General features: G+C 68.9%; 21 protein-coding genes. 14 read left to right on the forward strand and 7 right to left on the reverse strand.

Annotated features, from left to right (window positions below; all coding sequences use genetic code 11):
* Positions 1-258 precede the first annotated feature (258 nt).
* The 7 genes from WDJ58_RS04420 to WDJ58_RS04450 all read left to right on the forward strand — a co-directional run bounded on the left by WDJ58_RS04420 (position 259) and on the right by WDJ58_RS04450 (position 12177).
* The gene (locus WDJ58_RS04420; protein WP_338916416.1) at positions 259-2937 is read left to right on the forward strand and encodes an alkaline phosphatase PhoX; all 2679 of its coding nucleotides are present in this window, start codon (positions 259-261) and stop codon (positions 2935-2937) included.
* A 42-nt stretch (positions 2938-2979) separates the two neighbouring features.
* Positions 2980-3765, forward strand: coding sequence for a cell surface protein (locus WDJ58_RS04425; RefSeq protein ID WP_338916417.1), 786 nt, complete (start codon positions 2980-2982; stop codon positions 3763-3765).
* A gap of 96 nt (positions 3766-3861) precedes the next feature.
* Positions 3862-6834, forward strand: coding sequence for an excinuclease ABC subunit UvrA (uvrA, locus tag WDJ58_RS04430; RefSeq protein ID WP_338916418.1), 2973 nt, complete (start codon positions 3862-3864; stop codon positions 6832-6834).
* 219 nt (positions 6835-7053) lie between these two features.
* On the forward strand, positions 7054-7500 hold the full coding sequence (locus WDJ58_RS04435; protein ID WP_338916419.1) for a hypothetical protein: 447 nt from the start codon (positions 7054-7056) through the stop codon (positions 7498-7500).
* A 306-nt stretch (positions 7501-7806) separates the two neighbouring features.
* Positions 7807-9843 (forward strand): hypothetical protein, encoded by a 2037-nt coding sequence (locus tag WDJ58_RS04440; protein ID WP_338916420.1) that lies wholly within the window; start codon positions 7807-7809, stop codon positions 9841-9843.
* Positions 9844-10010: 167 nt separating this feature from the next.
* Positions 10011-11024, forward strand: a complete 1014-nt coding sequence (locus WDJ58_RS04445; RefSeq protein WP_338916421.1) for a WD40/YVTN/BNR-like repeat-containing protein — start codon at positions 10011-10013, stop codon at positions 11022-11024.
* A gap of 73 nt (positions 11025-11097) precedes the next feature.
* Entirely contained in the window at positions 11098-12177 is a 1080-nt protein-coding gene (locus tag WDJ58_RS04450; protein ID WP_338916422.1) for a geranylgeranyl reductase family protein, read from the forward strand.
* A gap of 176 nt (positions 12178-12353) precedes the next feature.
* Here the strand turns inward: WDJ58_RS04450 and WDJ58_RS04455 are convergent, their stop codons facing one another.
* Together WDJ58_RS04455 and WDJ58_RS04460 are read right to left on the reverse strand one after the other, a co-directional pair.
* A complete protein-coding gene (locus tag WDJ58_RS04455; RefSeq protein WP_338916423.1) occupies positions 12354-13421 on the reverse strand; it encodes an aminomethyltransferase family protein in 1068 nt (355 codons plus the stop codon).
* 153 nt (positions 13422-13574) lie between these two features.
* Positions 13575-13871 (reverse strand): DUF6432 family protein, encoded by a 297-nt coding sequence (locus WDJ58_RS04460; protein ID WP_338916424.1) that lies wholly within the window; start codon positions 13869-13871, stop codon positions 13575-13577.
* Positions 13872-14031: 160 nt separating this feature from the next.
* On the opposite strand from WDJ58_RS04460, the gene WDJ58_RS04465 reads away from it, so the two are divergent.
* Together WDJ58_RS04465 and WDJ58_RS04470 are read left to right on the forward strand one after the other, a co-directional pair.
* Positions 14032-14991, forward strand: coding sequence for a DUF7093 family protein (locus WDJ58_RS04465; protein ID WP_338916425.1), 960 nt, complete (start codon positions 14032-14034; stop codon positions 14989-14991).
* Between the two features lie 105 nt (positions 14992-15096).
* On the forward strand, positions 15097-15489 hold the full coding sequence (locus WDJ58_RS04470; protein ID WP_338916426.1) for a DUF5611 family protein: 393 nt from the start codon (positions 15097-15099) through the stop codon (positions 15487-15489).
* A 146-nt stretch (positions 15490-15635) separates the two neighbouring features.
* Here the strand turns inward: WDJ58_RS04470 and WDJ58_RS04475 are convergent, their stop codons facing one another.
* From WDJ58_RS04475 to WDJ58_RS04485, 3 genes are all read right to left on the reverse strand, one after another.
* The gene (locus WDJ58_RS04475) at positions 15636-15812 is read right to left on the reverse strand and encodes a hypothetical protein (RefSeq protein WP_338916427.1); all 177 of its coding nucleotides are present in this window, start codon (positions 15810-15812) and stop codon (positions 15636-15638) included.
* Positions 15813-16046: 234 nt separating this feature from the next.
* Positions 16047-16397 (reverse strand): cell division protein SepF, encoded by a 351-nt coding sequence (sepF, locus tag WDJ58_RS04480; RefSeq protein ID WP_338916428.1) that lies wholly within the window; start codon positions 16395-16397, stop codon positions 16047-16049.
* 100 nt (positions 16398-16497) lie between these two features.
* Positions 16498-16977 carry an RNA-binding protein gene (locus tag WDJ58_RS04485; protein WP_338916429.1) on the reverse strand — a complete coding sequence of 160 codons (480 nt, stop codon included), beginning with the start codon at positions 16975-16977 and terminating at the stop codon, positions 16498-16500.
* A 131-nt stretch (positions 16978-17108) separates the two neighbouring features.
* Here WDJ58_RS04485 and WDJ58_RS04490 point away from each other — a divergent pair, with 131 nt between their 5' ends.
* Entirely contained in the window at positions 17109-17435 is a 327-nt protein-coding gene (locus tag WDJ58_RS04490) for a DUF7562 family protein (RefSeq protein WP_338916430.1), read from the forward strand.
* Between the two features lie 618 nt (positions 17436-18053).
* Positions 18054-19412, forward strand: a complete 1359-nt coding sequence (locus tag WDJ58_RS04495; protein ID WP_338916431.1) for a ribonuclease R family protein — start codon at positions 18054-18056, stop codon at positions 19410-19412.
* Between the two features lie 146 nt (positions 19413-19558).
* Here WDJ58_RS04495 and WDJ58_RS04500 read toward each other — a convergent pair whose 3' ends face one another.
* Positions 19559-20089, reverse strand: coding sequence for a DUF4188 domain-containing protein (locus WDJ58_RS04500; RefSeq protein WP_338916432.1), 531 nt, complete (start codon positions 20087-20089; stop codon positions 19559-19561).
* A gap of 170 nt (positions 20090-20259) precedes the next feature.
* Positions 20260-21099, reverse strand: a complete 840-nt coding sequence (locus tag WDJ58_RS04505) for a helix-turn-helix transcriptional regulator (RefSeq protein WP_338916433.1) — start codon at positions 21097-21099, stop codon at positions 20260-20262.
* A 291-nt stretch (positions 21100-21390) separates the two neighbouring features.
* On the opposite strand from WDJ58_RS04505, the gene WDJ58_RS04510 reads away from it, so the two are divergent.
* The 3 genes from WDJ58_RS04510 to WDJ58_RS04520 all read left to right on the forward strand — a co-directional run bounded on the left by WDJ58_RS04510 (position 21391) and on the right by WDJ58_RS04520 (position 25280).
* A complete protein-coding gene (locus WDJ58_RS04510; protein WP_338916434.1) occupies positions 21391-22989 on the forward strand; it encodes a hypothetical protein in 1599 nt (532 codons plus the stop codon).
* The gene (locus WDJ58_RS04515) at positions 22986-23711 is read left to right on the forward strand and encodes an ABC transporter ATP-binding protein (RefSeq protein ID WP_338916435.1); all 726 of its coding nucleotides are present in this window, start codon (positions 22986-22988) and stop codon (positions 23709-23711) included. Before WDJ58_RS04510 ends, WDJ58_RS04515 begins: the two co-directional genes overlap by 4 nt.
* Before the next feature lie 435 nt (positions 23712-24146).
* Complete coding sequence (locus WDJ58_RS04520; protein WP_338916436.1) at positions 24147-25280, forward strand: ABC transporter permease; 1134 nt, start codon at positions 24147-24149, stop codon at positions 25278-25280.
* Positions 25281-25345 lie beyond the last annotated feature (65 nt).

Consider the following 25345-nt stretch of genomic DNA (forward strand, 5'->3'; position numbering starts at 1 on the left):
GTCCCTAACGTTTATCAGCACGGCGCGGTTCGGTCGCGACTGTCAGCGGGGTCGTCGAACGATGGGAGCTACGCGGCCGAAATCCACCTCTGTGTCCCTATTTTCATATCAATTTTTCTGCAAATATATGCTTCGTTTCACTCTCTGATACGGTACGAACATATACATACCTCTCTGCAACGGTCCGGGCGAATCATGGCTGTTCGGAGAAATATTATAAAATATCATATCCTTACTCCGGGGCTACCCGCACGCAATATGGTGGATCTGACTCGGCGGCGGTTGATGGAGACGTCCGTGGCTGCCGCGCTCGGGGCCAGCGTGGCCGGCGTGGCGAGTGCTGATCACTCCACGGAGGTCGAGGAGAGCGACACCCCCGGCGCACCGAGCGTGAAGGGGAGCCTCAAACGGTTCTCGACGACGGCGTTCGGGGCGGAGGTGACGGGCCCGTTCGTGTTCCAAGACGGATCGCTGCTGTACAGCCTGCAGCACCCGGAGGGGGACAATCCGGAGCCGTTCAACCGAGCGGCGGTCGGGTACTTCAGCGGGTTCCAGTTCGACTTCGACGGGGACAACGACGACTTCACCGAGGTAGGGATCCCGGACACTGACGAGAAACAGCGGCAGGTCCGGTCCGCGAGCGGCGACTACGAGATCCTTATCCAGGGGCGCGAGCCGATCAACGGCGGCGAGTCGCGCCTCGGCGTCACACAGACGCCCGACGGGACCGACATCACCCAGAAGAACTTCGCGGGCACGCAGTACGGAGCCGCGGCGACCAACCCCGACTGCAACCAGTTCGTGGCGACGAACGACGCGGGGACCGAGGGGTACCTGTTCACCAACTGGGAGAACAGTCCCGGTTGCGTCTCACGGGTTCCGATCAGCCAGGACGAGAACGGCGAGTGGAGCGCCGACACCGAGAACGCGATCAACCTGACGGAGACCGAATCGCTCCGGGCACACGGCGGCACCCGGATCAACTGCTACGGCGACCTCAGCCCGTGGGAGACGATGGTCTCGTCCGAGGAGAACTACGCCCACCCGCGGGTCAATCTTACTCACACGGTCAGCGACATCGTGGAGGCGGGCTCCGGCGCGGGACTCATCGGCGGCTGTCAGTTCTGGAACCGGCCGAACCCGACCGAGATCGCCTCCGCCATCGAGACGTACGCCGAGAACGGCGACCTCTCCGAGGCGTTCGGCCCGCAGGGCTACTGGGCACTCGACGGCGTCGAGTTCCTCGCGTACTACCTCGGCGCGGAGCCGGTCGACCAGGACGGCGAGAACAACCTCGGGACGACGGCGATCGGCGACGTCTTCCCGAATCCGTATCGGTACGGCTACCACGTCGACTTCCGCGAGCCGGCGGCCGACGAGCCGGAAGCGGTCAAGTACTACGTGATGGGCCGGGCCTCCTGGGAGGCTCCGGACTTCGTTGGCGACCTGAAGACCGTCTACGGCTGTTCGGACGGGGACAGCAAGGGGATCTACAAGTTCGTCGCCGACGAACCGATCCCGAGCTACGAGGACACGGACGACATCGCGGGTACGCTCTACGCGCCGAAGATCACCAACGACGCCGCCAGCGTCGCCGACTCCGGTACCCGAAACTCCCCGGCCGAAGTCAACCTCGAGATCGAGTGGATCGAACTCGGCCACGCGACCAACGGCGAGGTCGAGTCCTGGATCGCCGAGTACGACGACGTCACGCAGGTCGACTACATCGAAACCCACGCCGAGACGAGCTGGAGCGAGGACCCCGAGGCGGCGCTCAGGGAGGCCGACCTGGAGGTCATCGCCAACGGGAATCAGAACTACATCACGAACGAGGAGATCGTCGAGTGGGCCAGCCAGTACGAGGAGAACGGCCCCGGCGGCGTCGACGAGGAGCTCCGGAAGATCCCGTTCCTCGAGACCCGGGCGGCCGCGAAGGAGATCGGCGCTTCCATCGAGTTCAACAAGGCCGAGGGCGTCGACAGCGTCGACGACGCCGGTCCCGGTGACTTCGTCTACTTCGGCATCTCCGAGTTCAACGACGACCTCGCGGACGACACCGGCGACATCCGGATGGACCGCGTCGACGGCGGCGTCGTCTACCGCGCCGAACTGGAGCGGGACTACAACGTCTCGACGCTCGAGCCGGTCATCACCGGTCCCGACTTCACCGACGGTCCGGAGGACGCGAACGACGCCCTCCGCAACATCGACAACGTCTACACGATGCGGGACGGCCGCGTGCTCTGCTGTGAGGACGGGTTCGGCGGCCCCGCTCGCTCGTACCCCAACGACGGGCTCTACGTCTACCAGCCCAACGTCATGGCGAGCGTGAGTTCGGTCGCGGTGGGCATGGGCAAGACCGGCACCGTCGACCTGACGATGTCGTCGGTCCCCGGCGGGCTCTCCGGCGGGAGCCTCTCCGTCTCGGTCGGGGACACGTCGGTCGCGACGTTCGCCGGTGCGACCGTCTCGGACGAGTTCGGTCTCACGAAGACGGCCGTGAGCGAGGACGGCTCGACCGCCACCGTACAGTTTACCGACATCGAGAAGAGTGTTCAGGGCGACCTCGCGGAGATCACCCTCGTCTCCCTCGAACTCGAGGGGACGGGCACGGGGACGACGGACCTCACCATCGAGGTCGGGAGCGTGGACGACGACGAGGGTAACTCCATCGAGGTCGAGACCCGATCGGGTCTGGTGGTCACCGGGCCGTCGGCGATCGACTCCGTCGGCGGCGGCGACGCGCCGACCGACCCCGACGGCGACGGGCTGTACGAGGACGTCAACGGCAACGGCCGGATGGACTACGACGACATCGTCCTCCTGTTCGAGCAGTTCGACTCCGACGCCGTCCGGATGAACGAGGCGGCCTACGACTTCAACGAGAACGGGAAACTCGACTACGACGACGTCGTCGAACTCTACGAGGAGACCTGAACGAGCCCCGACCGGCCAGCCCCAGCACACGGTTTTTCATACATGACCACCGATACCACGAAACTCCGGCCGACCGTCGACGACCCCCGCGACCAGCCGCCCCGGGATCCCCCGTTCCCCGAGCGCCTCCGGGCGACACTCGCCGTCGCGCTCGCTTGCACACTCGTGCTCGGACTCGCTCTCGCGACGGTCGGAGCCGCCACCGCACAGGGGGGGCCGACCGTTCGGGTCACCGACGCGAGCGTCGATCCCGGCGAGACGACGACCGTCCGGGTCGTCCTCACGTCGGCCCCCGACGGGCTGGCCGGCTACGAACTCGTCCTCGCGGTCGGCGACGGCGAGACGGCGACCGTCGCGGGCGCGAACTACACCGGGGCCTTCGGGCTGACGACCGATCCCGCGGTGAGCGATGGCGGTCGGACGGTTCGACTTGAGGCCGCCGACGTCGAGGGGAACGTCGAGGCCGGCGCGACGGACGTCACGCTGGCGACCGTCGAACTCCAGGGTGAGTCGGCCGGCCGAACCCCCATCGAGGTCCGACCCGTCCAGATCGACGCGGACGGCGGTACCCGGATGAACGTCAGTGGCGAGGCCGGAGCAGTCGTCGTCGGCGAACCCACGGCGACACCCACCGACGAGTCCACGGTGACGGCAGCGAGTGACGCAGCGACGACCGACGACGCCACGTCCGCGGCCGCCACGTCGGAGGGTGAGGGAGCGGTCGCCGGGACGAGCACCAGCGGGCAGGGGAGCCTCCCGCTGGCCGGAGCCGGTGTCGCCGCCCTCGCCGTCGCCCTCCTCGCGGCGATGCTCGTGCGGCGTCGGTGACAACCCGGGTATGTGCCCGGATGGTCGACCGTCGCCCGCGCTTTACTTTCACTCGCAACCGACAGGGTTTCACCCGGCCCGTCCTTCCCTCTGCCAATGACGAAGGACTACATCGAGGTCCGAGGGGCCACGGAGCACAACCTCGAGGACGTCGACGTCCGCATCCCCCGCGAGGAGTTCACCGTCGTCACCGGGCTCTCCGGTTCGGGCAAGTCCTCGCTCGCCTTCGATACGGTGTACGCGGAGGGTCAGCGCCGCTACATCGAGTCGCTCTCGGCGTACGCCCGGAACTTCCTCGGCCAGATGGACAAACCGCAGGTCGAGAGCGTGGAGGGGCTCTCGCCGGCGATCTCCATCGACCAGAAGAACGCCGCCAACAACCCCCGCTCCACGGTTGGAACGGTCACCGAACTCCACGACTACCTCCGCCTGCTGTACGCCCGTGTCGGGACGCCCCACTGCCCGGAGTGCGGCCGGGAGGTGGGCGAACAGAGCGCCCAGAACATGGTCCGCCGGGTGCTCGAACTCCCCGAGGGGACGAAGGCGAAGATCGCCGCGCCCGTCGTCCGCGACCAGAAGGGCGCGTTCGCCGATCTGTTCGACGACCTCGTGAGCGAGGGGTACGCCCGCGTCGAGGTCGACGGCGAGGAGTACGATCTGGCCGTCGAGCGGCCCGACCTCGACGAGAACTACCGCCACACCGTCGACGTGATCGTCGACCGGGTGAAGGTCTCCCCCGAAGCGCGCTCGCGGATCACCGACAGCGTCGAGACGGCGCTGGAGGAGGCCGACGGCGTGATGAAGGTGATCGTCCCCGACCCGCCCGAGGGGTTCGAGGAGATGGGCACCCGCGAGCGCCGGACGGGCGACCTGGCCGGCGAGGGCGACTCGCGGCTCGTCGTCGCGTTCTCGGAGGACCTCGCGTGTACCCACTGTAACATCGACCTGCCGGAGATCGAGACGCGGTCGTTCTCGTTCAACTCGCCCCACGGCGCGTGCCCGGAGTGCGAGGGCATCGGCGAGACGAAGGAGGTCGACGAGGACCTCGTGGTTCAGGACACCTCCAAACCGCTCAAGGAGGTGTTCGAGCCGTGGTCGTACAACCGGAACTACTACCGCCGACAGCTCGACAACGTGGCCGAGCACTTCGGCGTGAGCGTCCGGACGCCGTTCGAGGAGCTCGACGAGGAGGTGCGGGAACAGTTCCTCTACGGAACGAACGACGTGGTCCACTTCGAGTGGCAGACGAAGAACGGTACCCGCGAGAAGACCCAGCGGTTCGAGGGCGTGATGGGCAACCTCGAACGGCGGTACGTCGAGACCGACTCCGACCGGGCCCGGGACCACATCGAGAAGTTCATGGCGACCACGACGTGCCCCGCCTGCGACGGCACCCGCCTGAAGCCGGCCTCCCGGGCGGTGCTGTTCCAGGGGACCGCGATCACGGAGGTCAGCCGGATGTCGATCGGCGACGCGCTGGCACACTTCGAGGGGATGGAGGCGGACCTCACCGAGCGCGAACGCACCATCGCCGAGGAGATACTGAAGGAGATCCGCGCCCGGCTCGGGTTCATGGAGGAGGTGGGGCTGGAGTACCTGACGCTCGACCGCGAGGCCTCCACGCTCTCGGGCGGCGAGAGCCAGCGCATCCGGCTGGCGACGCAGGTCGGCTCCGGGCTCGTGGGCGTGCTCTACGTGCTCGACGAGCCCTCCATCGGCCTCCACCAGCGGGACAACGACCGCCTGCTCGACACGCTCTGTGGGCTCCGGGATCTGGGGAACACGCTCGTCGTCGTCGAGCACGACGAGGAGACGATGTGGCGGGCGGACAACGTCATCGACATGGGCCCCGGCCCGGGCAAGCGCGGGGGCGAAGTGGTGGTGAACGGCGACGTCGAGGACGTGATGGCCACCGAGGGGTCGGTGACGGGTGACTACCTCGCCGGCCGGAAGTCCATCCCCGTCCCCGAGGAACGCCGCGAGCCGTCGGGCTACCTCACCGTCCGGGGTGCCCGCCAGCACAACCTGAAGGACGTCGACGTGCCGATCCCACTCGGGAACTTCACTGCCGTTACCGGCGTCTCGGGCTCGGGGAAGTCGACGCTGCTCCACGAGATACTGTACAAGGGGCTCGTCCGGCGAATGAACGACACCGACGTCAACCCGGGCGAGCACGACGACATCGAGGGGATCGAGGAGATCGAGACGGTCCGGCTGATCGACCAGTCGCCCATCGGCCGTACACCGAGGTCGAACCCCGCGACGTACACGAACGTCTTCGATCACATCCGGGAACTGTTCGCCGAGACCAAGCTGGCGAAACAGCGCGGCTACGAGAAGGGCCGGTTCTCGTTCAACGTCAAGGGCGGCCGGTGTGAGGCCTGCGGCGGGCAAGGGACGGTGAAGATCGAGATGAACTTCCTCTCGGACGTCTACGTCCCCTGTGAGGAGTGCGACGGCGCGCGGTACAACGACGAGACACTCGACGTCACCTACAAGGACGCGACCATCTCGGACGTGCTCGACATGGAGGTCGACGAGGCCTACGAGTTCTTCCAGGGTCACACCGGTATCCGTCGCCGGCTCGAACTCCTGCGGGACGTCGGGCTCGGGTACATGCGGCTCGGCCAGCCCTCCACGACGCTATCCGGGGGCGAGGCCCAGCGGGTGAAGCTCGCGGAGGAACTGGGGAAGAAGGACTCCGGCGAGACGCTCTACCTGCTCGACGAGCCCACCACCGGACTGCACAGCGAGGACGAGCGCAAGCTCATCGACGTGCTCCAGCGGCTCGCCGACCAGGGGAACACGGTCGTGGTCGTCGAGCACGAGCTCGACCTGGTGAAGAACGCCGACCACATCGTCGACCTCGGCCCGGAGGGCGGCGAGGGCGGTGGCCGGGTCGTCGCCAGTGGCACCCCCGAGTCGGTCGCCCGCGAGGAGGACTCCTACACCGGCCGGTACCTCCGGAACCTCCTGCCAGCGGTCGATCTCGAGGGACCGCGCCCGGACCGCGAGGCCCGGGCCGTCGAGGGGGAGGGCGGCGCGACGGCGGGCGCGGGCGACGACTGATACGGTCGTGCGTAACGATTTACCGTCGATGGCCCGGACGTGATCGGCTATCGCCGGTAAAGGACTACGCACGACCGTATGAGACCGGACCGGCGACCGGGCCGGTCCCCTGACGCGTTCGCCCCCCGCGAGGCCCGTTTACTCCGGGACCGTTTTTGGGTCGTTTCGGCATCTGACCCCGGCGAGAGGCTTTTATTCGGGGATGCGTTTTCGAAAGTCATGGGATTACTCGACCCGCTCCGACGCCTGTTCCCTGCGGATCGCGACGGGACCGGGGGAGCCGAGGAGCCGGGGACGGCGACCGTTCCGGACGGTGGCCCCGGGCTCCCGGACGGCGTCGAGTTCGGTCCGGTCGCCCGGTCGTACGCCGAGACGGGAGCCCCGCCGACGGGTGCCCCGAACCCCGAACGGGACGGTCGGGTGAACGTGCTCGTCTCGCTGGACCGCGAGCCGGGACCGGAGGGGTTCGTCGACACGGACGACCTCGAACGACACATCGAGGCGGTCGGGGGTGACGTCGAACACGCCCACGGTGGCGGCACCGTCTCGGGGTGGGTACCGATCGGGTCGCTCGTCGACCTCGCGGGCGGGCCCGACGTCACCCGTATCGAGGTGACCATCCCCGACGACGGCCCCGTGCGCGAGGACCCCGAATTCGAGGCGTAGCTCGACTCCTCCTCGATTCGAGAACGCTCGCAACGTTCGAGAGCGACCTCCTCGACTCCCGAGTTCGTACGATTCAGCGTGCCACGGTCGACGGACGGACACGACCCGACCGTCCTTCCAGTCCCTCCCCGACTCCGACGCCGCTCGCCCCGGGAGACGCCTTTTCTGTGTCGCTCGCCGCCCGAGTCGGGCCTGTACCGACGGCCAGCGGTCGGGACGCGGAGGCCGCTCGGGGTCCGGGGTCGACTGCTCGGACCCGAATGTGCCGGGTGAAGACGTATGTGTCTAACAGAACTAGCCTCGCCTATGTCGAACGACGAGGGAGCATCCGACGGCGAGGTCGACGAGCGGATCGTCGACCTCCTCGAGGAGTTCGAGAACCCCCGACTCACCGCGACGACCGTCTCGGATCGGCTCGACCTCCCCCAGGATCGGGTCGAGTCACGGCTCGAAGCGCTCACCGCCGAGGACCGCCTCGTCCGGATCGACGACGGGTCGACCACCCGGTGGGCCGTTCCGAGCCGGGTCGACGAGGACGAAGCGGGTTCGGAGGACGCGGACGATGGGGACGGCGAGGGGAGCCCGGACGCCGAGGAGGAGATCGAGGCACAGGAGGAGGCCGACGACCGGACCGCCGACGAGGCGGAGGCGAGCACCGCGGAGGCCGACGCGGAGGAGACGGCCGAGAGCGAGGAAGGGTCTGAAGGGGACGAGGACGCCGATCCCGACGCGGAGGGCGATAGCACCGACGCCGAAGCGGGGAGCGAGGACACCGACCAGGGCGAAGGAGCGGGAGACGAGGACACCGATGCCGACATGGAGGACGAGGACGCCGACGTCGAGGAGGAGGCCCAGCGGGACGACGAGGGTCGCCCCCAGGTCGACGACGACGCGGACTTCGGCGACGAGGACGAGCCCGAGACGCACTCCCCCGAGGGGATGGTCAGCGGAGAGGAGGGCGAACCGTCCGACCGCGGCGACCCCGAGGCGGACGCCGACGAGAACGTCGACGAGGAGGATACGGAATCGGACGAGGGGGACGGCGTGGAGCCGGCGGATGTGGACGACGAGACCGGGGAGCGGATCCTCGAGTTCCTCCGGACGGCCGACCGGCCAAAGCACCTGGCCAGCGACGTCGCGGAGGAACTCGACCTCGAACGCAGCGAGGTCAGAACCCGGCTCGAAGCGCTCGAAGAGGAGGGTCACGTAGAGGAGATCGAAGTCGGGACCGACGCGCGGTGGGTCGTGCCCGGCCGGGTCGACGAACCGGATCCGGAGGCCGACGCCGACTCCGAAGCGGAGGACGAGGAGGAAGGAACGGAGGAAAACGAGGCGGAAGGCTCCGACGACCAGACGGGTTCGGCGGACGACGAGGACACGGAGCCGTCGGGCGACGAAGATTCGGACGACGGGTCATCAGGCGAGGAAGGATCGGGCGAGGAGGAGGGATCGTCGGACGGCGAGGGGACGAACGACGAGGGGGAGCCGTCGGGCGATAGCTCGCCGGACGCCGAGGACGAAGGCCATGAGGGTGAGGACCCGTCCGATACGGGGACGGACGACGACGGGACGGACGAGGCGTCCAGCGACGACTCGTCGGACGACGGCGAGTCGGCCGAGAACGTCGTCACCGAGGTATCGGACGGTGGTTCGTCGGAGAGTGAGGAGCCGGAGCCCTCCGAGGAGACGGAGTCGGAAGACACCGGCGAGTCGGGAGAGGCTGACGTCGACGCGGAGGCCGAGACGGGAACCGGGGAGACTCCCGACGAGGGGGACGGCGATCAGTCGGAGGACGGGACGGCCGACGAATCCTCGGGGGACGCCGCCACGGACGAGGAAGACGAAGAAAACGAAGAGGACGAGGACGACGGCTCGCCGGGTCCCACCGAGGAGGCGTACGAGGATCCGATGGAGGAGGCGTCCGGGGAGGTCGCCTCCCCGTCCACCCCGCCCCGTGCCAGCCCGCCCCCGTCGGAGGGGAGTTCCACGGACGAGGGGGCGACCGGCGGATCGGCCGAGGGCGGAGCAGAGGGATCGGACGGGGACGAAGATGAAGACGAAGACGAAGGTGGGAGTGAGGACGGAAGTGAGGATTCCGCGGACGGGGAGGGGGCGACGAGCACCTCGGCCGGACCGACCGAGGAGGCGTACGAGGATCCGATGGACGAAGCGGCCGGGGAAGCCGATTCCCTGGACGCCCCGCCCCGGGCCAGCCAGCCGTCGACGGGGGAGGACGATGGCCCGCTCCCTGGAGGAGATCGGCTTCGGGACGGGAAGACGGTCGCGGCGCTGATCGTCGGTCTAGCCGTTATCGTCGCAATTCTCAGGCGTCTCCGCCGGTAGTAGGTGGGAACCGAACGGCTCCCTCCGGCGATTCTCGGGAGACGAGTACCGCTGCGGCGGCCGAAACGAGGCGTGTTACGCTCGCCGTCGGATCGACCGCCGCGTTCCGAGCCCGAAATCCGCGCCGTGACGGTGCCGTTTTCACCGTTCCCGTGCTACACGTTTCCATGACGACCGTACACTTCGGGATCGACGACGCCGTGGTTCGGGTCGACGACGGCGACGCCCGGATCCTCGCGGACGGCGAGTTCGACGTCGAGTGCCTGGCGACCACGCCGGAGTCGCTGCTCGTCGGCACCGTCGAAAACGGCCTCGTACGGCGTCCTCACGACAACGAGAGTGGCGATGACCGCGAAGCCGGCGACGACAGGTTCGCGCCCGTCGACGGTATCGCGGAGGCGCGCGTCACTTCCCTGGCCGTCGGTTTCGATGGAACGTGCTGGGCGGGGACCGAGCCGAGTTCGGTCTACCGATCGACCGACGACGGGCGGACGTGGACCGAACTCCCCGGGCTGACGGACCTCCCCTCGGCGGGGGAGTGGTCGTTCCCGCCGCGACCCCACACCCACCACGTCCGCTGGCTCGAACCGGCCCCGGCCGATCCCGATCGGCTGTACGTCGGCATCGAGGCCGGCGCGCTCGTCCTCGCGACGGGCGTCACCGACCCCGAGGACGTCGAGTGGCACGAGCGCCCCCCCGGAAGCCGCCGGGACAACCACACGCTCGCCACCCACCCCGACGCCCCCGAGCGGGTGTACTCCGCGGCCGGCGACGGCTACGCGGAGTCGACCGACGGCGGCGAGACGTGGCACGAGGCGATGGAGGGGCTCGACCACCGCTACTGCTGGTCGGTGGCGGTCGATCCCGCCGATCCCGAGGTCCGGGTGATGTCCGCCGCGAGCGGTGCCTACCGTGCCCACCGGTCGGACAGCGCCGAGTCGTACTGCTACCGACGGACCGACGAGGGTCCGTGGGAGCGGATCTCGGGTGGTCTCCCGACCGGCGAGGGCGTCCTGCGGGCGGTGATCGATTCCGGCGGAGTGAGCGAGTTCTACGCGCTGAATAGCGAGGGACTCTTTCGCTCGGTCGACGCGGGCGAGACCTGGGACGAGGTCGACCTCGGCGACGCGTGGCTCGACCGGTTCTCCCGGTCGCCGCCGCGCGGACTCGTCGTCGACTGAGTTCGACCGACTTCCGCGCTCGACGAACGGGGAACTGGGAAGATACTTGTCCGCGAGACCCCACGTCCCTCCAATGCGGGATTTCGTCGTCGTGGGTGCCGGTCCGGCCGGGTCGCGGTTCGCGCGGTCGGCGGCCGAGCGCGGCCGGGACGTGCTCGTCCTCGAGCAGGGCGAGATCGGCCGTCCGCTCGCCTGTTCGGGCCACGTCTCGCTCGACGTCTGGGAGTACGTCCCCGAGGAGGCCCGCGAGAGGCTGCTTCAGAACGAGATATTCGGGGCGCGGTTCCACCTCGACGGCCCGGGGAGCCGCGCCTACCCGTTCTACAAGGAGACGCCCGTCTCGAACGCCATCGACCGGGTGGAACTCGACCGGACGCTCGCGCGGGCGGCGAGTGACGCCGGCGCGGACGTCCGCGACGGCCACACGGTCACGACCGTCGAGGAACGGTCCGACCGGGTGGACGTGACCGCTCGCGGCCCCGACGGTGTCGAGCGGTTCGAGGCGCGGATGGTCGTCGGCGCGGACGGCCCCCGGTCGCGGGTCCGGGACGAACTGGGCCTCCCCGACCCCGACGAGTTCCTCCACGGCGTCCTCGGGTTCGACCCGGGTGCCGATCACGAGGACTTCGTCGACGTCCACCTCACGGTCCCGGGGTTCTTCGCGTGGCGCATTCCTCGTGGAGAGGCCGGCGTCGAGTACGGCCTCGCAGTCCGGCCCGGCGACGACGCCCCCGGTCGGTTCGACGACCTCTGCGCCGGCTACGGGGCCGAAATCGACGAGCGGTGCTCGGGATTCATCCCCGTCGGGCCTCCCGACACCGTCACCGGCCGGCGCTCGTTCCTGGTGGGGGACGCGGCCGGTCAGACCAAACCGTTCACCGGCGGCGGCATCCTCTACGGAATGCGCGCGGCCGACGTCGCCGCCCGCACGGTCGACCCCCGTGCCCCGGCGACGCTCGACGCGTACGAGCGGGGCTGGCGCGAGGAGCTAGCGCGGGACGTCGCGCTCGGCCACCTCGTCCGCCGGGCTTACTCGCTCCCGCGCCCCGTGAAACGGCTCGGTCTTCGGGCGTTCTCGGGGGAGATCGGCGTCCACATGGACCGCCCCTCGACGCTGTTCTCCCGCGAGCAGTTGCGCGCGTTCCTTCGGTAGTGCGACGACGCTCCGTACGAACGAGATCCGGACGTGGGACGGCGTGGCGATGCTGCCGGATACCTCGAAACCCCCGGGCTCTCGCTTCGCCGTGCTTCCTGCAGCGCCGGCCCTTCTCGGTCCGAGTCCTCCGGATTCGTAACCAGTGATCGCTCCAGGCAAACGCCGAGAAGCCGTCAGTAACTCGGCACCCGACCCGAGCGGGCCGAGCCCTCGACGAACGGGAGGGCCACGATCCCCGCCTCCTCCCCGTCCACCTCGACCGTCTCGGCGTCGAGATCGAAGTCGACGAGCGCGAGCGCAACGGGGCGAGAGAGCGACGGGCTCTCGCCGCCGCGGGTCACCTCGCCCACCGCCTCGTCGTCGACGCTCACCTCGGCACCGGCCTCCGGTACCGTCGCGGGTTCGAGACCGACCACTCGGCGGGAGGGTTGGCCCCGGTTCTCGACCCGGGAGACGACCTCCTGGCCGACGAAACAGCCCTTCTCGTAGTCGACGGCGTTCCCCAGCCCGAAGACGTTCGGTATCCGATCCTGGAGCTCGCTGTCGAACAGCGGCGTCCCGGCTTCGAGGGTGAGCGAGTGCCACGTCCGGTGGCCGAACGGCGCGGCGTTCAGCCCCCTCGTCAGGAGGGTGTTGAACACCTCGCCGGCGGCGTCGGCGGCACAGATCACCTCGTAGCCCTCCTCCCCCGCGGGGGCGTCGGTGGCGATCACCGTGACGCCCTCGTCGGCCATCGAACCGCGGACGAACGACAGGGGGGGCTCCGGTGCGCCCGCGTGATTGAGCACACTGGCGATCTTCTCGGTCGACTTGGGACCGTGGACGCCGAACACCCCGAAGTCGGTCGACGCCTCCCGGATCTCGACGTCCTGGATGAACGTGCGTTCGGCCCACTCTTCGGCGATCTCGCCGGCCATCGACGGCGGCGTGAACAGCAGCAGGCGCTCGGCCGCGTTGTAGACGTACAGGTCCGCGCGGACCTTCCCCTGGGGGTCGAGCAGGAGCGCGTAACACCCCTCGCCGTCCTCGGCGGGAACGCGGTTCGAGACGACGTTGTCGACGTACTCGACCCGGTCGGAGCCGGTCACCTCGACGACGCCGTAGCCCATCTCGATCACGCCGACGCCGTTGCGGACCGCGCGGTGGGCGCTGTCCGGCCGGCCGTAGTGCTCGACCACCCGGCGACCGTCGTACTCGACGAACTCGGCCCCGAGGTCGTCGTGTGCCGCGGCGACTGTCATCGGTCGGGGTACGGTGCCGGAACGTAAAACGGTGCGCGGTCCGGGCGCGGACCGCGAGTCGCTCCGTGACTCATACGGTCGTGCGTAGTCTTTTGCCGGCGATGACCGACTCCGGTGGGGTTGATCGACGGTAAATCGTTACGCACGACCGTATCAGAACGGGAGGCGGTCGAGCATCCGCTCCAGCCAGGACTCCTCCTCGGGCTCCTCGCTCGGGTCGGGGACGACCCGTCCGTCGGGGTAGATCCGCGTGGTCCCCGACTCCATCTCGACCTCGATGAGGCCCGCCGACTTGAGCTCCGCCAGCGCCTCCTCGATCCCGTCGATGTCGACGTCGGTGTGCGACCGCAGCTCGAAGACCGTCATCCCCTCCTCGTGGCGATCGACGAGCGCGTCGAGCACCGCGACCTGCGTCCCGTCGCGGTCGCGGTACTCCCGCTTGGCCTGCATGGCCGCGTGTTCTCCGGGCGACGTAATAACGGTTGACGACGGAACGCCACTTTCGGACGTCGGTCCTCGGCGGTCCGGGGCGGTCCGTGGTGGCCCGTCGGTGGGTATCGGGGCGTCCGGCCCGGCAGTTTTATACGCCGAACGCGGTGACGTTCCCCAAATGGGTCTCAGGTGTTCCATCCTCGGGCATACCTTCGACGAGACCGAGGTCCGTCGCGACCGCCGCGAGCGGGGATCCGGTAACGAGGTCATCACCGTCGTCGCGCAGGTCGAGCGGTGTAGCCGGTGTGGCACCGAGCGCGTCGTCTCCGAGAACAAGGAGGTCGTCTCGGTCGTCGACGCCGACGAGGTCGGCCTCGAAGCGGGGGAGAACGCGGGACCGGGAACCGCCGCGTCCGAGCCAGGGGGGGCCGTCCCCGACGGAGCGGCGGCCGACGACACCGATGGACCCGCCACCGCGGAAGGGGACGCCGAATCCGACGACCTCCACTCGGCGCTGGCCGGGGACGAGGCCGACCCCGGCGGTGACCCGGAGGCTCCGACCGGGTCCGGCGGGGCGTCCGAGCCACCGGCGGAGACGGATGCGGATACGACGGCCGACCCGTCCGAGGAGGACGTCGAGTTCATCACCGAGACGGAGGGGTCGCTCGGCGGCGGCGAGGACGTCGCCGAGGACGCCGACGTCCCGAACGACGCCGGTGACGCGCCGGGCGAGGGGGGTGGCGGCATCGGCGGGATGGCCGCCCGAAGCGGGGCGTTCGACGGGGACGAGACGGATTCTGCCGGGAACGAGAGCGAGACCGAGGGTGCTGCCGACGACGCCGAGATACTCGACGCGCCCGAGTCGAACTCCGAACGGGCTCCCGGCCAGTGGCCCGACGAGCCCGACGGGAGCGAGCCGTGGGAGCCCGACACGCTGGACGAGCGCGAGCGGGACCCGGACGCGGCGGCCGAGTCGGACCCGGACGTCGAACCCGTCGCCGAGTCCTCCTTTACCGTCCCCGCGGGGTCGCTCAGGTGCCCGAACTGCGGCCACGAGGTGAGCGCCGACTCCTCGTTCCGTGCCGGCGACGCCTGTCCCGAGTGCCAGGCCGGCTACCTCGAATCGGGCGACCAGTGACGGCTATCCCCGGGTATCCCCGGGCGGGCGCGGTCTCACACGGTCGTTCGGGGGGATCCGGCACAGCCGAAATGGGTAAACCCCTCCTCTGTGAACGCCGCGAACATGGAGGAGTACAAGATGCGCCGGGGTGAGTATCTGGAGGATCGAGTTCCGGATCTGGAGGCGACCATCGAGGACTACTTCGGCCCCATCACGGGCACCGAGGAGTTCAAGGGGAGCGACCTCTACGTGGTCGGCGAGCCGAAGAACCCCGTCTTCGAGAAGGTCGTCGCCGGAGCCGTCTCCTACAGCGGCAAGAAGGACAAACTCGCGGTGGACTTCCACGAACGGAGCCTGGAGGAACTGATGGAGGCCGGCGACGTCGACGCCGCCGGCGACGCCAACACGGCGAAGAACGAGTTCCTCCTCGAGTGCACCGGTCGGGACGCGAAGTCCCGCCGCGAGTCGATGAAGCGCTCCGTCGAGGACGACGCCGACGCCCCGGACAACGTCTGATACGGATCGTCGTGGCGATTTACCGGCGACCACTCGAACGGGGTCCGTGATCGCCGGTAAAAGACTACAACAATCCGTATGAGCCGACACCCGGCTCTTCCCCGGAGGTCGGTCCAGGCGTTCCGACCGCTACCCGCCGCTCGTTCTCACATCACGTCGGGATCCTCGCGTTCGTAGGCCGACTCGGTCAGCAGCGCTTCGAGGTTCGCGTACGGGACGAACGCCAGCATCTCGTCGTCCTCGTCGTACAGTTCGACGCCGTTCTCGACGTGTTCGTACGTCTCGGCCTCGAGCTGGCCGTTCGGCAGGATGGCGCGGTACATACGAGCACGGTAGTCCACGCGAGGTGGTATGGGTTTCGCCCACCCCGGTCGGTCCGTCCGGGGCGGTCCCGCTCGGGAGGGGGGTTCGTCCGGGCAGCGCGCTCACCTGGCGAGACGCTACCGTCCGGCGCTTCACGGGTCCACCGGGACGACGAGGACTGCCGACCGCTGGAGCCCGCGGGAACGGTGTCGACCGCCGTTCCGGATCTGTCCCCTTACTCGGGGGGGAGTCGACTACCCGAGTTTCTTCCGGGAGACCTTCACGCCGCCCGGCGTGATGATGATCTGGTCGTCGTCCTTCTGGACGATGTCGCCGCCGACCTCGCGGGCGACCTGCTTGAGCTCGTCGCTGATGTGCTCCATCGTCCGGTCGCTCGTCGAGTGTCGGGTGATGTCCGCGATGACGACGCTCCCGTCGTAGACGGCGTCCTTGATGGGGATGACGTCGCTCTTGTCGCCGATGGTCGCGATGTGGACCGTGGTCCCGGTCTCGACCGCCGCCGCGTCGAAGTCGTCCACGTCCAGTTCCACGTAGTCGTCGGTCCTCCCCTGGCCCCCCCCGAGGAGTTTGCTCATGAGACCCATACCTACGGAGGCGTCCGGTGCGGGCATAGTTCTTACGTCAGACGCACGTACGCGGCGGGAGCGCCCGACCTCACCGCCCGGTGCGCCGCGGCTCCGGGGCTCAGACGGAGAACTCGTAGAGCTCGTCGCCGACGTGGTGGAGCGACGTGACGACCTTCCCCGAGTCGCCGGCCATCTCCGAACCGTCGACGTCCGCACGACCCACCGCGAGCACCTTCCCGTGGGTCTCCTCGGCGATACAGACGAGGTCGCCGGGTCCGATGGCGTCGTCGGCCTCGACGATACCCGGGCGCATCACGTTCGCGCCGTCGGAGACGAACGAGACCGCACCGGCGTCGACGGTCACCACGCGGCGCTCCGGGGGGAACTCGTTGGCTCCCCGGACGGTGAGGAACGGCTCGTCGTCGAAGAACGCGACGAGCGGCTCGCCGTCGACGAGAACGACTCGCTCCTCGGAGTCGGTGAACTCGACGTCCTCGAAGGCGTCGCCCTCGATCTCGACGCCGAGCCCCTCGCGGACGGCGTCGCGGATCTCGTCGATCTCGTCGCCGCGGAGGTGGTGTCGGGACTTGACGTTCATACCTCCGCCTGGGGGTGGCGACCGGATAAATCGTCCGTCACTCGGCCGAGCGGTCCGCCGCCGGTGACTGGAGCGCGTTCGTGGGGGTCCGAGCACAAAGCTCTAAGTCGGGGGGCTCGAACTGGACGCGTATGTTGGGCAGGCGTGACCGCCGGGGTCACCGCGAGGTCACCTGCGTCGCGTGCGGCCTCGATCTCCCGCGGTCGGACGCGCGCGAGTACGACAAGTTCGGCGACCGCTACGACCGGCGGGACAAGGAGTTCGAGTACCTCTGTAAACCCTGCTACCGGGGGCTCTGCCACCAGCCACGGCGCGGACTCGAGGACCTCCTCGTGGCGTCCGGCGCGGGCGAGCAGTCCCGGGACGGCTTCCTCGCGGAGTTCGCCGCTCTCCTCGACGAGGGCGCGAGCGCCGAGACCGACCCGCCGACCGAACGCGACGAGCGAAACGAGCGCTGATACTCGGCCCCAAGCTCTCCTGCCGCTCGTGGCGTCCGTCTCGACATCTCGTCCGAGAGCCAACGTCTCGCGGTCCCTGCTCCCCTCTCGGCCGCCGTTCACCCTACCGGAGACTTGCCTCCGTTCGCCATGACGGGGTCTCCCTCGCTTCGCTCGCTGCGGCCCCGCGGCTCGCGGGTCGTTTCGCTCGCTGATCGTTCTGCTTCCGTTCGCGTGGTCGGAACGCTCTCGGTCCCCGCTCACAACGGCGGTCCCTCGCTTCGCTCGGGCCCGCCCGCATCTCGCGGGCTTCTCCCGCTCGATAACGAGGGTCTCTCTCAGGTGGATTCGCTACGCTCACCCACCAACGCTTTCGCTCGACCCTCGCTGCTAACGGTTCCCTGCGGTCGCCGTTCGTCACGATGGGGCCTCGTTCGCTTCGGTCCCGTGGCTCGCGGGTCGCTCCACTCCCCGTTCGCCACCAGGTGGCGCTCCCTTCGTTCGCGCCACCCACACCTTGCGGATCGTTCCGTTTCCCCGATCGATACCGGGGGCTCGCTGCTCGCGGCTCGCTCCCTTCGGTCGCTGCGCCCTCGCTCTCCCCAACAACTATTCAAGCGCATCCACCCAAGCCAGTCCATGAGCGACGAGCGCGACGAACAGGCCTACGCGGGGACCGCGGAGGGCCAGGGTCCCGTGCGGATCGACGAGGAGCTGGCCCGACATCTCGCCAACAAGCGCGAGGAGCTGTTCGAGGAGTTCGAGATCCGGGACGGCTTCCCGAGCGAGGTGCGCCGCGAGGCCGAGGAGCGCACGACGGACATCCAGGCCGAGATCACCGAGGAACTCGACGAGGACTACCGCACCGACCACCGCGACCTCACCGCCTGCACCATCGACCCGGCGGACGCCCAGGACTTCGACGACGCGATCTCCATCGAGAAGGAGGAGGACGGCCGCTACCACCTCTGGGTGCACATCGCCGACGTCACCCACTACGTCCACCCCGGCTCGACCATGTGGCAGGAGGCCGTCGAGCGCGGGAGCACGGTCTACCTGCCGGGGTACACGGTCCACATGCTCCCGCCGGTGCTCGCCGAGACCGCGTGTTCGCTCGTCCCGAACGAGGACCGCCTCGCCCACACCGTCGAGATGCTGATCGATCCGGAGACGCTCTCCTACGAGGAGATAGACATCTACAAGAGCGTCATCCACTCCGACGAGCGGCTCACCTACAGCGAGGCCGAGCGCCGGCTCGACGAGCCCGACGCCGACCTCCACGATGAGCTCTCGCTGGCGTTCGAACTCGCGGAGTCGCTCCACGAGCAGCGCAAGGACGACGGCTCGCTCGTTCTCAATCCCAAGCGCGATCGGGCCCACACCATCATCGAGGAGTGCATGCTGAAGGCGAACAAGGCCGTCACCCACGAACTCCAGTGGGTTCGCGGGCTCGAGGCGATGTTCCGCGTCCACCCCCAGCCCTCCCCCGACGAGTGGGACAAGGCGCTCCAGGAGATACAGGAACTCGACGGCGTCTCGATCCCCGCCGACTCCTGGGACGACCCCCGCAAGGCGGTCAACGCCACCCTGGAGCAGGCCCCCGGCAGACAGCTCAACAAGATCCAGTGGGCCGTGATGAAGGTGATGCCCCGGGCGAAGTACATGAACGACCCGTTCGGCGGCCACCACGCGCTCAACTTCGAGATCTACGGCCACTTCACCTCGCCCATCCGCCGGCTCTCCGATCTGGTGAACCACTGGATCATCTACCAGAACGAGACCCCGGAGGATCACGACCTCGCGGCGCTCTGTGACCACGCCAGCGACCGGCAGAAGGACGCCGAGACCGCCGAACGCCTCTACAAGCAGTTCCTCCAGGAGATCGGGCTCGACCCCCACGCGGTCAACAACCGCGGGCTCGAAGTGATCGAGGAACCCGACGAGGGCCAGGACCTCGACCGCGAGGCGACGGAGGTCGACCCCGAGGCGCTGGACTGATGGTGATTCGCGGACTCCCCGGACGTTCTAACGCGACGTCCTCTCGACCGCTCGGGATCGCGCTGACCGATTCCGAGGGCGTATCCGGTTTACGTTGTAACGAGTGGATGGATACGTCGGCCAGCGAACCAGGCCCCCGAGCTCAGTCACGATCGCTCTGCGGCCGCACTCCGAACACCATCCGCTTCGATTTCACCTCCCTTCGTCACACCGAGTCTCCCCGCGGCGGTTCTACGCTGGTCGGTCGCCGGGCGGAGCTCCCCGGCCTTCGCTAACCCTATCGGCGGGGTGTTCTCGTAGACCGTTTCGTACTCCCCGCTCGAAATTACGTACGTCTCGTGCCAGATCCCGACGGCGTCGGTCTCGTCCAGTAACTCGTTCGCCCACCGCATCGCAGGGGCGTGTTCGGCATCCCCGTCGAGGGCGTACTCACGGAGGTCCTCGAACGAGCGCCAGTACTGGACGACTTCCTGGACCCGAAATCCGGGTTTGAGGTCCCACGCGAGGAGGCCCCGTTCCGAGTCCGCGTCGAGCTCGTCGAGCATCCGTGGCATGGCACGAAACACGGGAAGCCACTGATGGAGTTTCCAGAGCGAGTTGATGCGCATGCCGATTCGGAAGACCACGAACTCTTCTCCGAGCTCTGCCGTCATGCGTTCACTGATGATCTTGGTCATTGCTGGGTTCGCGTTCGTCCACCCTTTGGGCCCGAGATCCGATCACGGGGCGGTGAGCGAACGACACGTGAGAGTTCGGGCACGATCGCTATCCCCCTACCCGTTGGGTGTATACTCGCGGTGTGGGCACGCACGACGTGATCCTGGCTGACCCCCGGCGGACACTCGGGTCACGGTGCGGACTCGGCGAAGTACCCTGGTTCGAGTCGCGTAGCCTCTGCCCGGTAGGTGTCTATAAGCTGGTTGGCCCAGGAACGGACGTCCTCGTCCCGACTGATAATGGGAACGCCGTAGGCCTCCGCGAACGGCTCGGGCCGGCTCTTCTTGATCAGGACGTTCTCGTCCATGATCCAGAGATTGCAGGGGATCTCCCCGTCGTACTGGTAGAGGCCCGCCCCGGCCTCGACGATCGACGCCCATCGACCTCGGCGTCTCGGAGTTTCCCGGAGGAAATCGAGACTGCCAGTGGTGAGCACACCCTCGGCCGTCAATCGGCCGGACTCGACTCCCTCGAGAATAGCTTCCGACAGCGGCTCCGGGGGCACGAGATGTGTGAACGCACGGTGTCGTGTAGCCTCCTCGACCATCTCGACCATCAGATCGATAGTTTCGACGGGATCGTCCCCCTCCGGCCGCTGGACGATGGCATCCGCGAAGTGCTCGAGACCGATGGTCAGTTCCTCCGTGGGGAGCCATTCGACTGTTTTACCGAGGTTCCGTACGGCGACGACGGATTCGAGGAACGGCCGGAACTGTCGCTGGAGCCGAGTTCCCTCCGGTGTAGCTGTGTATGTACCATCGGGAGTGCGTTCGGCCCACCCCCGGTCCTCGAGTTCGTTCACGATCCGGTCGAGCGTCGTACGCGATGTGCCCGTGATCTCGGCTAACTCTCGTCTGCTGGCGGAGCGGTCAGTGAGGGCTCCGAGGATTTTCACTCGGTTCGCGGATCGAGTGAGGTAGGCAACATCCTCCAGTGCCTGAGCGGGGACCTCCGATTCCCCTCCGTTCATATCTATACGACCATGTCAAGGTATTCCAAGCTTTTGCCGACCGGGTTGCCGTAGCCATGGTCTCCGGGAAGGGCTTCTGGTTGCCGGACGCGCGTGCTCATGTGACCGATTCGCTCCGTCTCTGTCGCCCCCGGCGATCACCCGTCCGAACCCTCCACCCACACCGACGAACGGCGACGCCTGTCCCGCCGTCCTCACCGTCCCCCCTTCGGGAAGCCGATGGGCCACGCCGCCCTCGCTCGCCGCCGAGAGAAGGTATATCCGTCCCGGCCGACTAGTCGGGCCATCCGAATGCGACGCTCTCCAGTGGTCCTCCTCGCGGTTGCGCTCGTCCTCTCGGCGGTCACCCCGGCGGTCGCGCTCGCGGCCGTCCCCGACGCCCGGCTCACCGTCTCCGGGCTGAGCGTCGCCCCCGACCGGCCCGTGGCGGGCGAACCCGTCACCGTCACCGCGACGGTCGGGAACTCGGCCGGGAGTAGCTCCGCGGTGAGCATCGAGTCCGTCGAACTCGTCAACGGGGGGAACGTCCGCGCCCGGGCGGGAGCGCCCGGTTCGCTCTCCCCGGGCGACTCGCTCACCGTCGACCTCGTGACGACGTTCGCGTCCCCCGGCGAGCGCTCGCTCTCCGTCGAGGTCGTCGCCGAGGACGCCGACGGCGAGGAGGTGACCGTGCGCCGGCCGCTGACGGTCGTGATCGAGGAGTCGCCGCCCCAGCTCGACCTCGAGTTCACCGATCCGGTCGCGGACGCCGAGAACCGCGCCGCCGTGGTCGTCTCGAACCCCTCGACCACCCCCCGCCGGAACCTCGAACTGACCGTCTCGGGCGAGGGCGTGAGCGGCACCGACACCCGCGCGACCGTCCCGAGCCTCGATCCCGGCGAGAGTCAGATCGTCAACCTCACCGTCAGCCCGCCGGTCGGCGAAGGGGCGCTGAACGCGACGCTCGCCTACACCACCTCGACGGGGGCACGCGACACGACCAGTCTCGTCCACGGGTTCGAGGCCGAACCGCTACGGGAGGACGTGGGCGTCGCCGTCCGCAGAGCGCCGGAGGAGGAGCAGGGGGCCGCGGGCGCGGGCCCGAACGCCGACGCGCTGACCGGGCTCCTCGGCCTCGCCGGCGCGGCGGGGGCCGCAGGGGGTGGCGGCGGGAGCACGCTCCAGGGTCAGGGCGGCGGGGAGGAGGCCGGCGACGCCCTCGCCGTCGAGGTGACGAACTTCGGGAACGCGCCGATCGAGGACGCCGTGGTCGTTCCCCGAACCGGCAACCGGACGCTCCCCCGCCGGTTCGTCGGGACGCTCGCGCCCGGCGAGTCGAGCACGGTGACCGTCTCGCTCGACGGCGTCGACGCGGCGACCGTCGAGGCCGTCGCCCGCTACGAGATCAGTGGGACGAACGGCTCCGCTATAGGGTCGTTCGACTACCGGCCGCCCGCCGGAGAACTCCGGGTGACCGACGTCGACCTCTCGTTCGCCGACGACGGTCGGCTGGTCGTGACGGGCAACGCCGGCAACGTCGGCGACGGCGAGGTGGGCGGCGTCGTGGTCTCCGTGGGAGCGAACGAACACGTCTCGCCGGCCTACCCCCAGCGCGACTACTTCGTCGGGACCGTCGAGGCCAGCGAGTTCGCGCCGTTCGAACTCACCGCCGAGGTCGACGTCGAGAACGCCTCCGCGATACCCGTCGGCCTGACCTACCGGACCGGCGGGGAGACGGTCACCGAGAACGTCACACTCCCCTACGACCCGTCGCTGGCCCCCGATGGCGGCGCGGGCGGGTCGGCCTCGCTGTTCCCGACCGGGGCCGTGGGCACTGCCGCGGGCGTGACGCTCGGCCTCGCACTGATCGTTCCGGCGGTCTACCTCGTCCGGCGGCGCACGGGACGATGACGGCGCTCCGGGAGGGGCCGGCCGAAGGGGAGCCATCCGGCGAGACCTGCGAGGCCCCGCCGCTCGAACTCCGCGACGTCGTCAAGGAGTACGACTCGGGGGTGGAGGTCGTCCGAGCGCTGAAGGGGATCGACTTCCGCATCGAGCGCGGCGAGTTCGTCTCCGTGGTCGGTCCCTCCGGTTCGGGGAAGTCGACGATGCTCAACGTGCTGGGGCTGCTCGACGTCCCCACGAGCGGCGAGGTGCTCCTCGACGGGCGGGACGTCACGACGTTCACCGACCGCGAGCGGACCGACGCGCGGAAGCGCTACGTGGGATTCGTCTTCCAGTCGTTCTACCTCATCGACTCGCTCACCGCGACGGAGAACGTCACCCTCCCCACCGTCTACGACCGCGACCGCGACGCCACCGCCCGCGCCGAGCGGCTTCTCGAACGCGTGGGACTGGGCGACCGCCTCGACCACACGCCCGGACAGCTCTCGGGAGGACAGAAACAGCGCGTCGCCATCGCCCGGTCGCTCGTCAACGAGCCCGCGGTTCTGCTCGCCGACGAGCCGACGGGCAACCTCGATCAGGAGACCGGACGGAGCGTCCTCTCGGAGTTCCGACGGATCTGCGACGAGGAGGGCGTGGCGGTGGTGACCGTTACGCACGACCCGCTGGTGGCCGATTATGCCGATCGGGAGGTCGAGCTGGTGGATGGGGTGTTGGGTGGTGGGTAGTGTGTTCGGTGAGGGGAGTCCCTGGTGGAATCGAAGGGCGGGGGTGTCTCTCGTTCCCTGTCCAATAGCGGATCGAAACACGAGCATCCCCGAAGCCCTCGGGAACTCCGATCGGGGGACTCGCTGCGCGCTTCGCTCGCTCCTTCCAGTCGCTCGCTCCAGTGCTTGGGTCGTCCGCCTTCCCGGGGTTCCCTCGCCCTTCAGAAGTCCGCCAGGAACCTCGGTCGATCGGCCACCGTCGGCCACTCGCCTCCCCAGCCGACTCGGTCGTTCGGCTTCGCCTCACTCCCTCGTCCCTCGCACATCTTTGGGGCGCGCACGAGAGCGCGCCCAGCGCGCGCCAGTGGGACCGACGGGCAGGTCGATCCCCCCGGACGCCCCACACGGAACGTCTCCACGAATCCCGTCTCGACCCGAAACGAGGGTGCCCTGGTGATGGTCCTGGAGCGGTTCCCGTCGGTCCTGATGGCCCTGCGGAACCTGGAGCGCAACCGGCTCCGCTCCGCGCTGGCGGCGCTCGGCATCGTCATCGGGGTCCTCGCCATCGCCACCCTCGGAATCTTCGGGAACGTCCTCGCGCTGTCGGCGACCCAGGAGCTCGGCGGCATCGGCAACCAGGTCATCGTCTCGCCCGCTCAGGACACGGGCGCGGAGACGCTCTCGCCGCGGGACGTCACGGCGGTCGAGCGGATCGCGGAGGGTCGCGGCGAGGCCGTCCCGCTGAAGGCGAGCGGCGCGGTCGTCTCGGGGAACAGCGCCCGGACGTTCGCCCAGCTCTACGGCCTCTCCGACCCGTCGGCGCTGTTCGAGGCGGGGAACGGTGACCTCCCGCGGCGGCACCGACAGGGCGCTATCGTCGGAAACGAGACGGCGGCGGCGCTCGACCTCTCCGTCGGCTCGGCGGTCGAGATCGAGGGCAACCGTTACCGCGTCGTCGCGGTCCTGGCCGAGAACGACGCCATCTCGCCCATCCAGCCCGACAGCGCGGTCGTCCTCCCCGAGGAGGAGTTCGTCCAGGAGGGGTACAACCAGGTCGTCGTCCAGGCGGACTCGGGCGAGGACGCCCGGTTCGTCGCCCGGACGGTCCGCGAGCGGCTCAACGTCCGCGAGAACCGGGTGTCGGTGTTCGAACTCGGGAGCGTCCTCGACCGGATACGCGAGTTCTTCGCGCTGCTGAACGGGTTCCTGATCGCCCTCGGCGCGGTGTCGCTCGTCGTCGCCGGCGTCGCCATCTTCAACGTCATGCTGATGAGCACCCGCGAGCGCCGCGGGGAGATCGGCGTCCTTCGAGCGGTGGGCGTCCAGCGCGAAGACGTCCTCCGGACGCTGGTCGTCGAGTCCGTCCTGCTGGGCGTCCTCGGCGGGCTCGTCGGGGCCGTGCTCTCGGGGCTCGCCGCCCTCGCGCTCGGCTACTTCACCCGCGTCGAGTTCGACGTGGTGCTCGACCCCTCGAACGGCACCTACCTCGTGCTCGCGTTCGGGTTCGGGGTGCTCGTGGCGCTCGTCTCCGGGCTCTACCCCGCGTGGCGGGCGGCGAACGAACACCCCGTGGACGCGCTACGGGACTGAGCTCGTCCCCGGTCGACCGTACCTCCGCGGCTCTCCCGGGGGTCCGTCGTCGGCTGCTCGACGTT

The organism is Salinirubellus litoreus, assembly GCF_037335815.1.
Taxonomy (GTDB): domain Archaea; phylum Halobacteriota; class Halobacteria; order Halobacteriales; family Haloarculaceae; genus Salinirubellus; species Salinirubellus litoreus.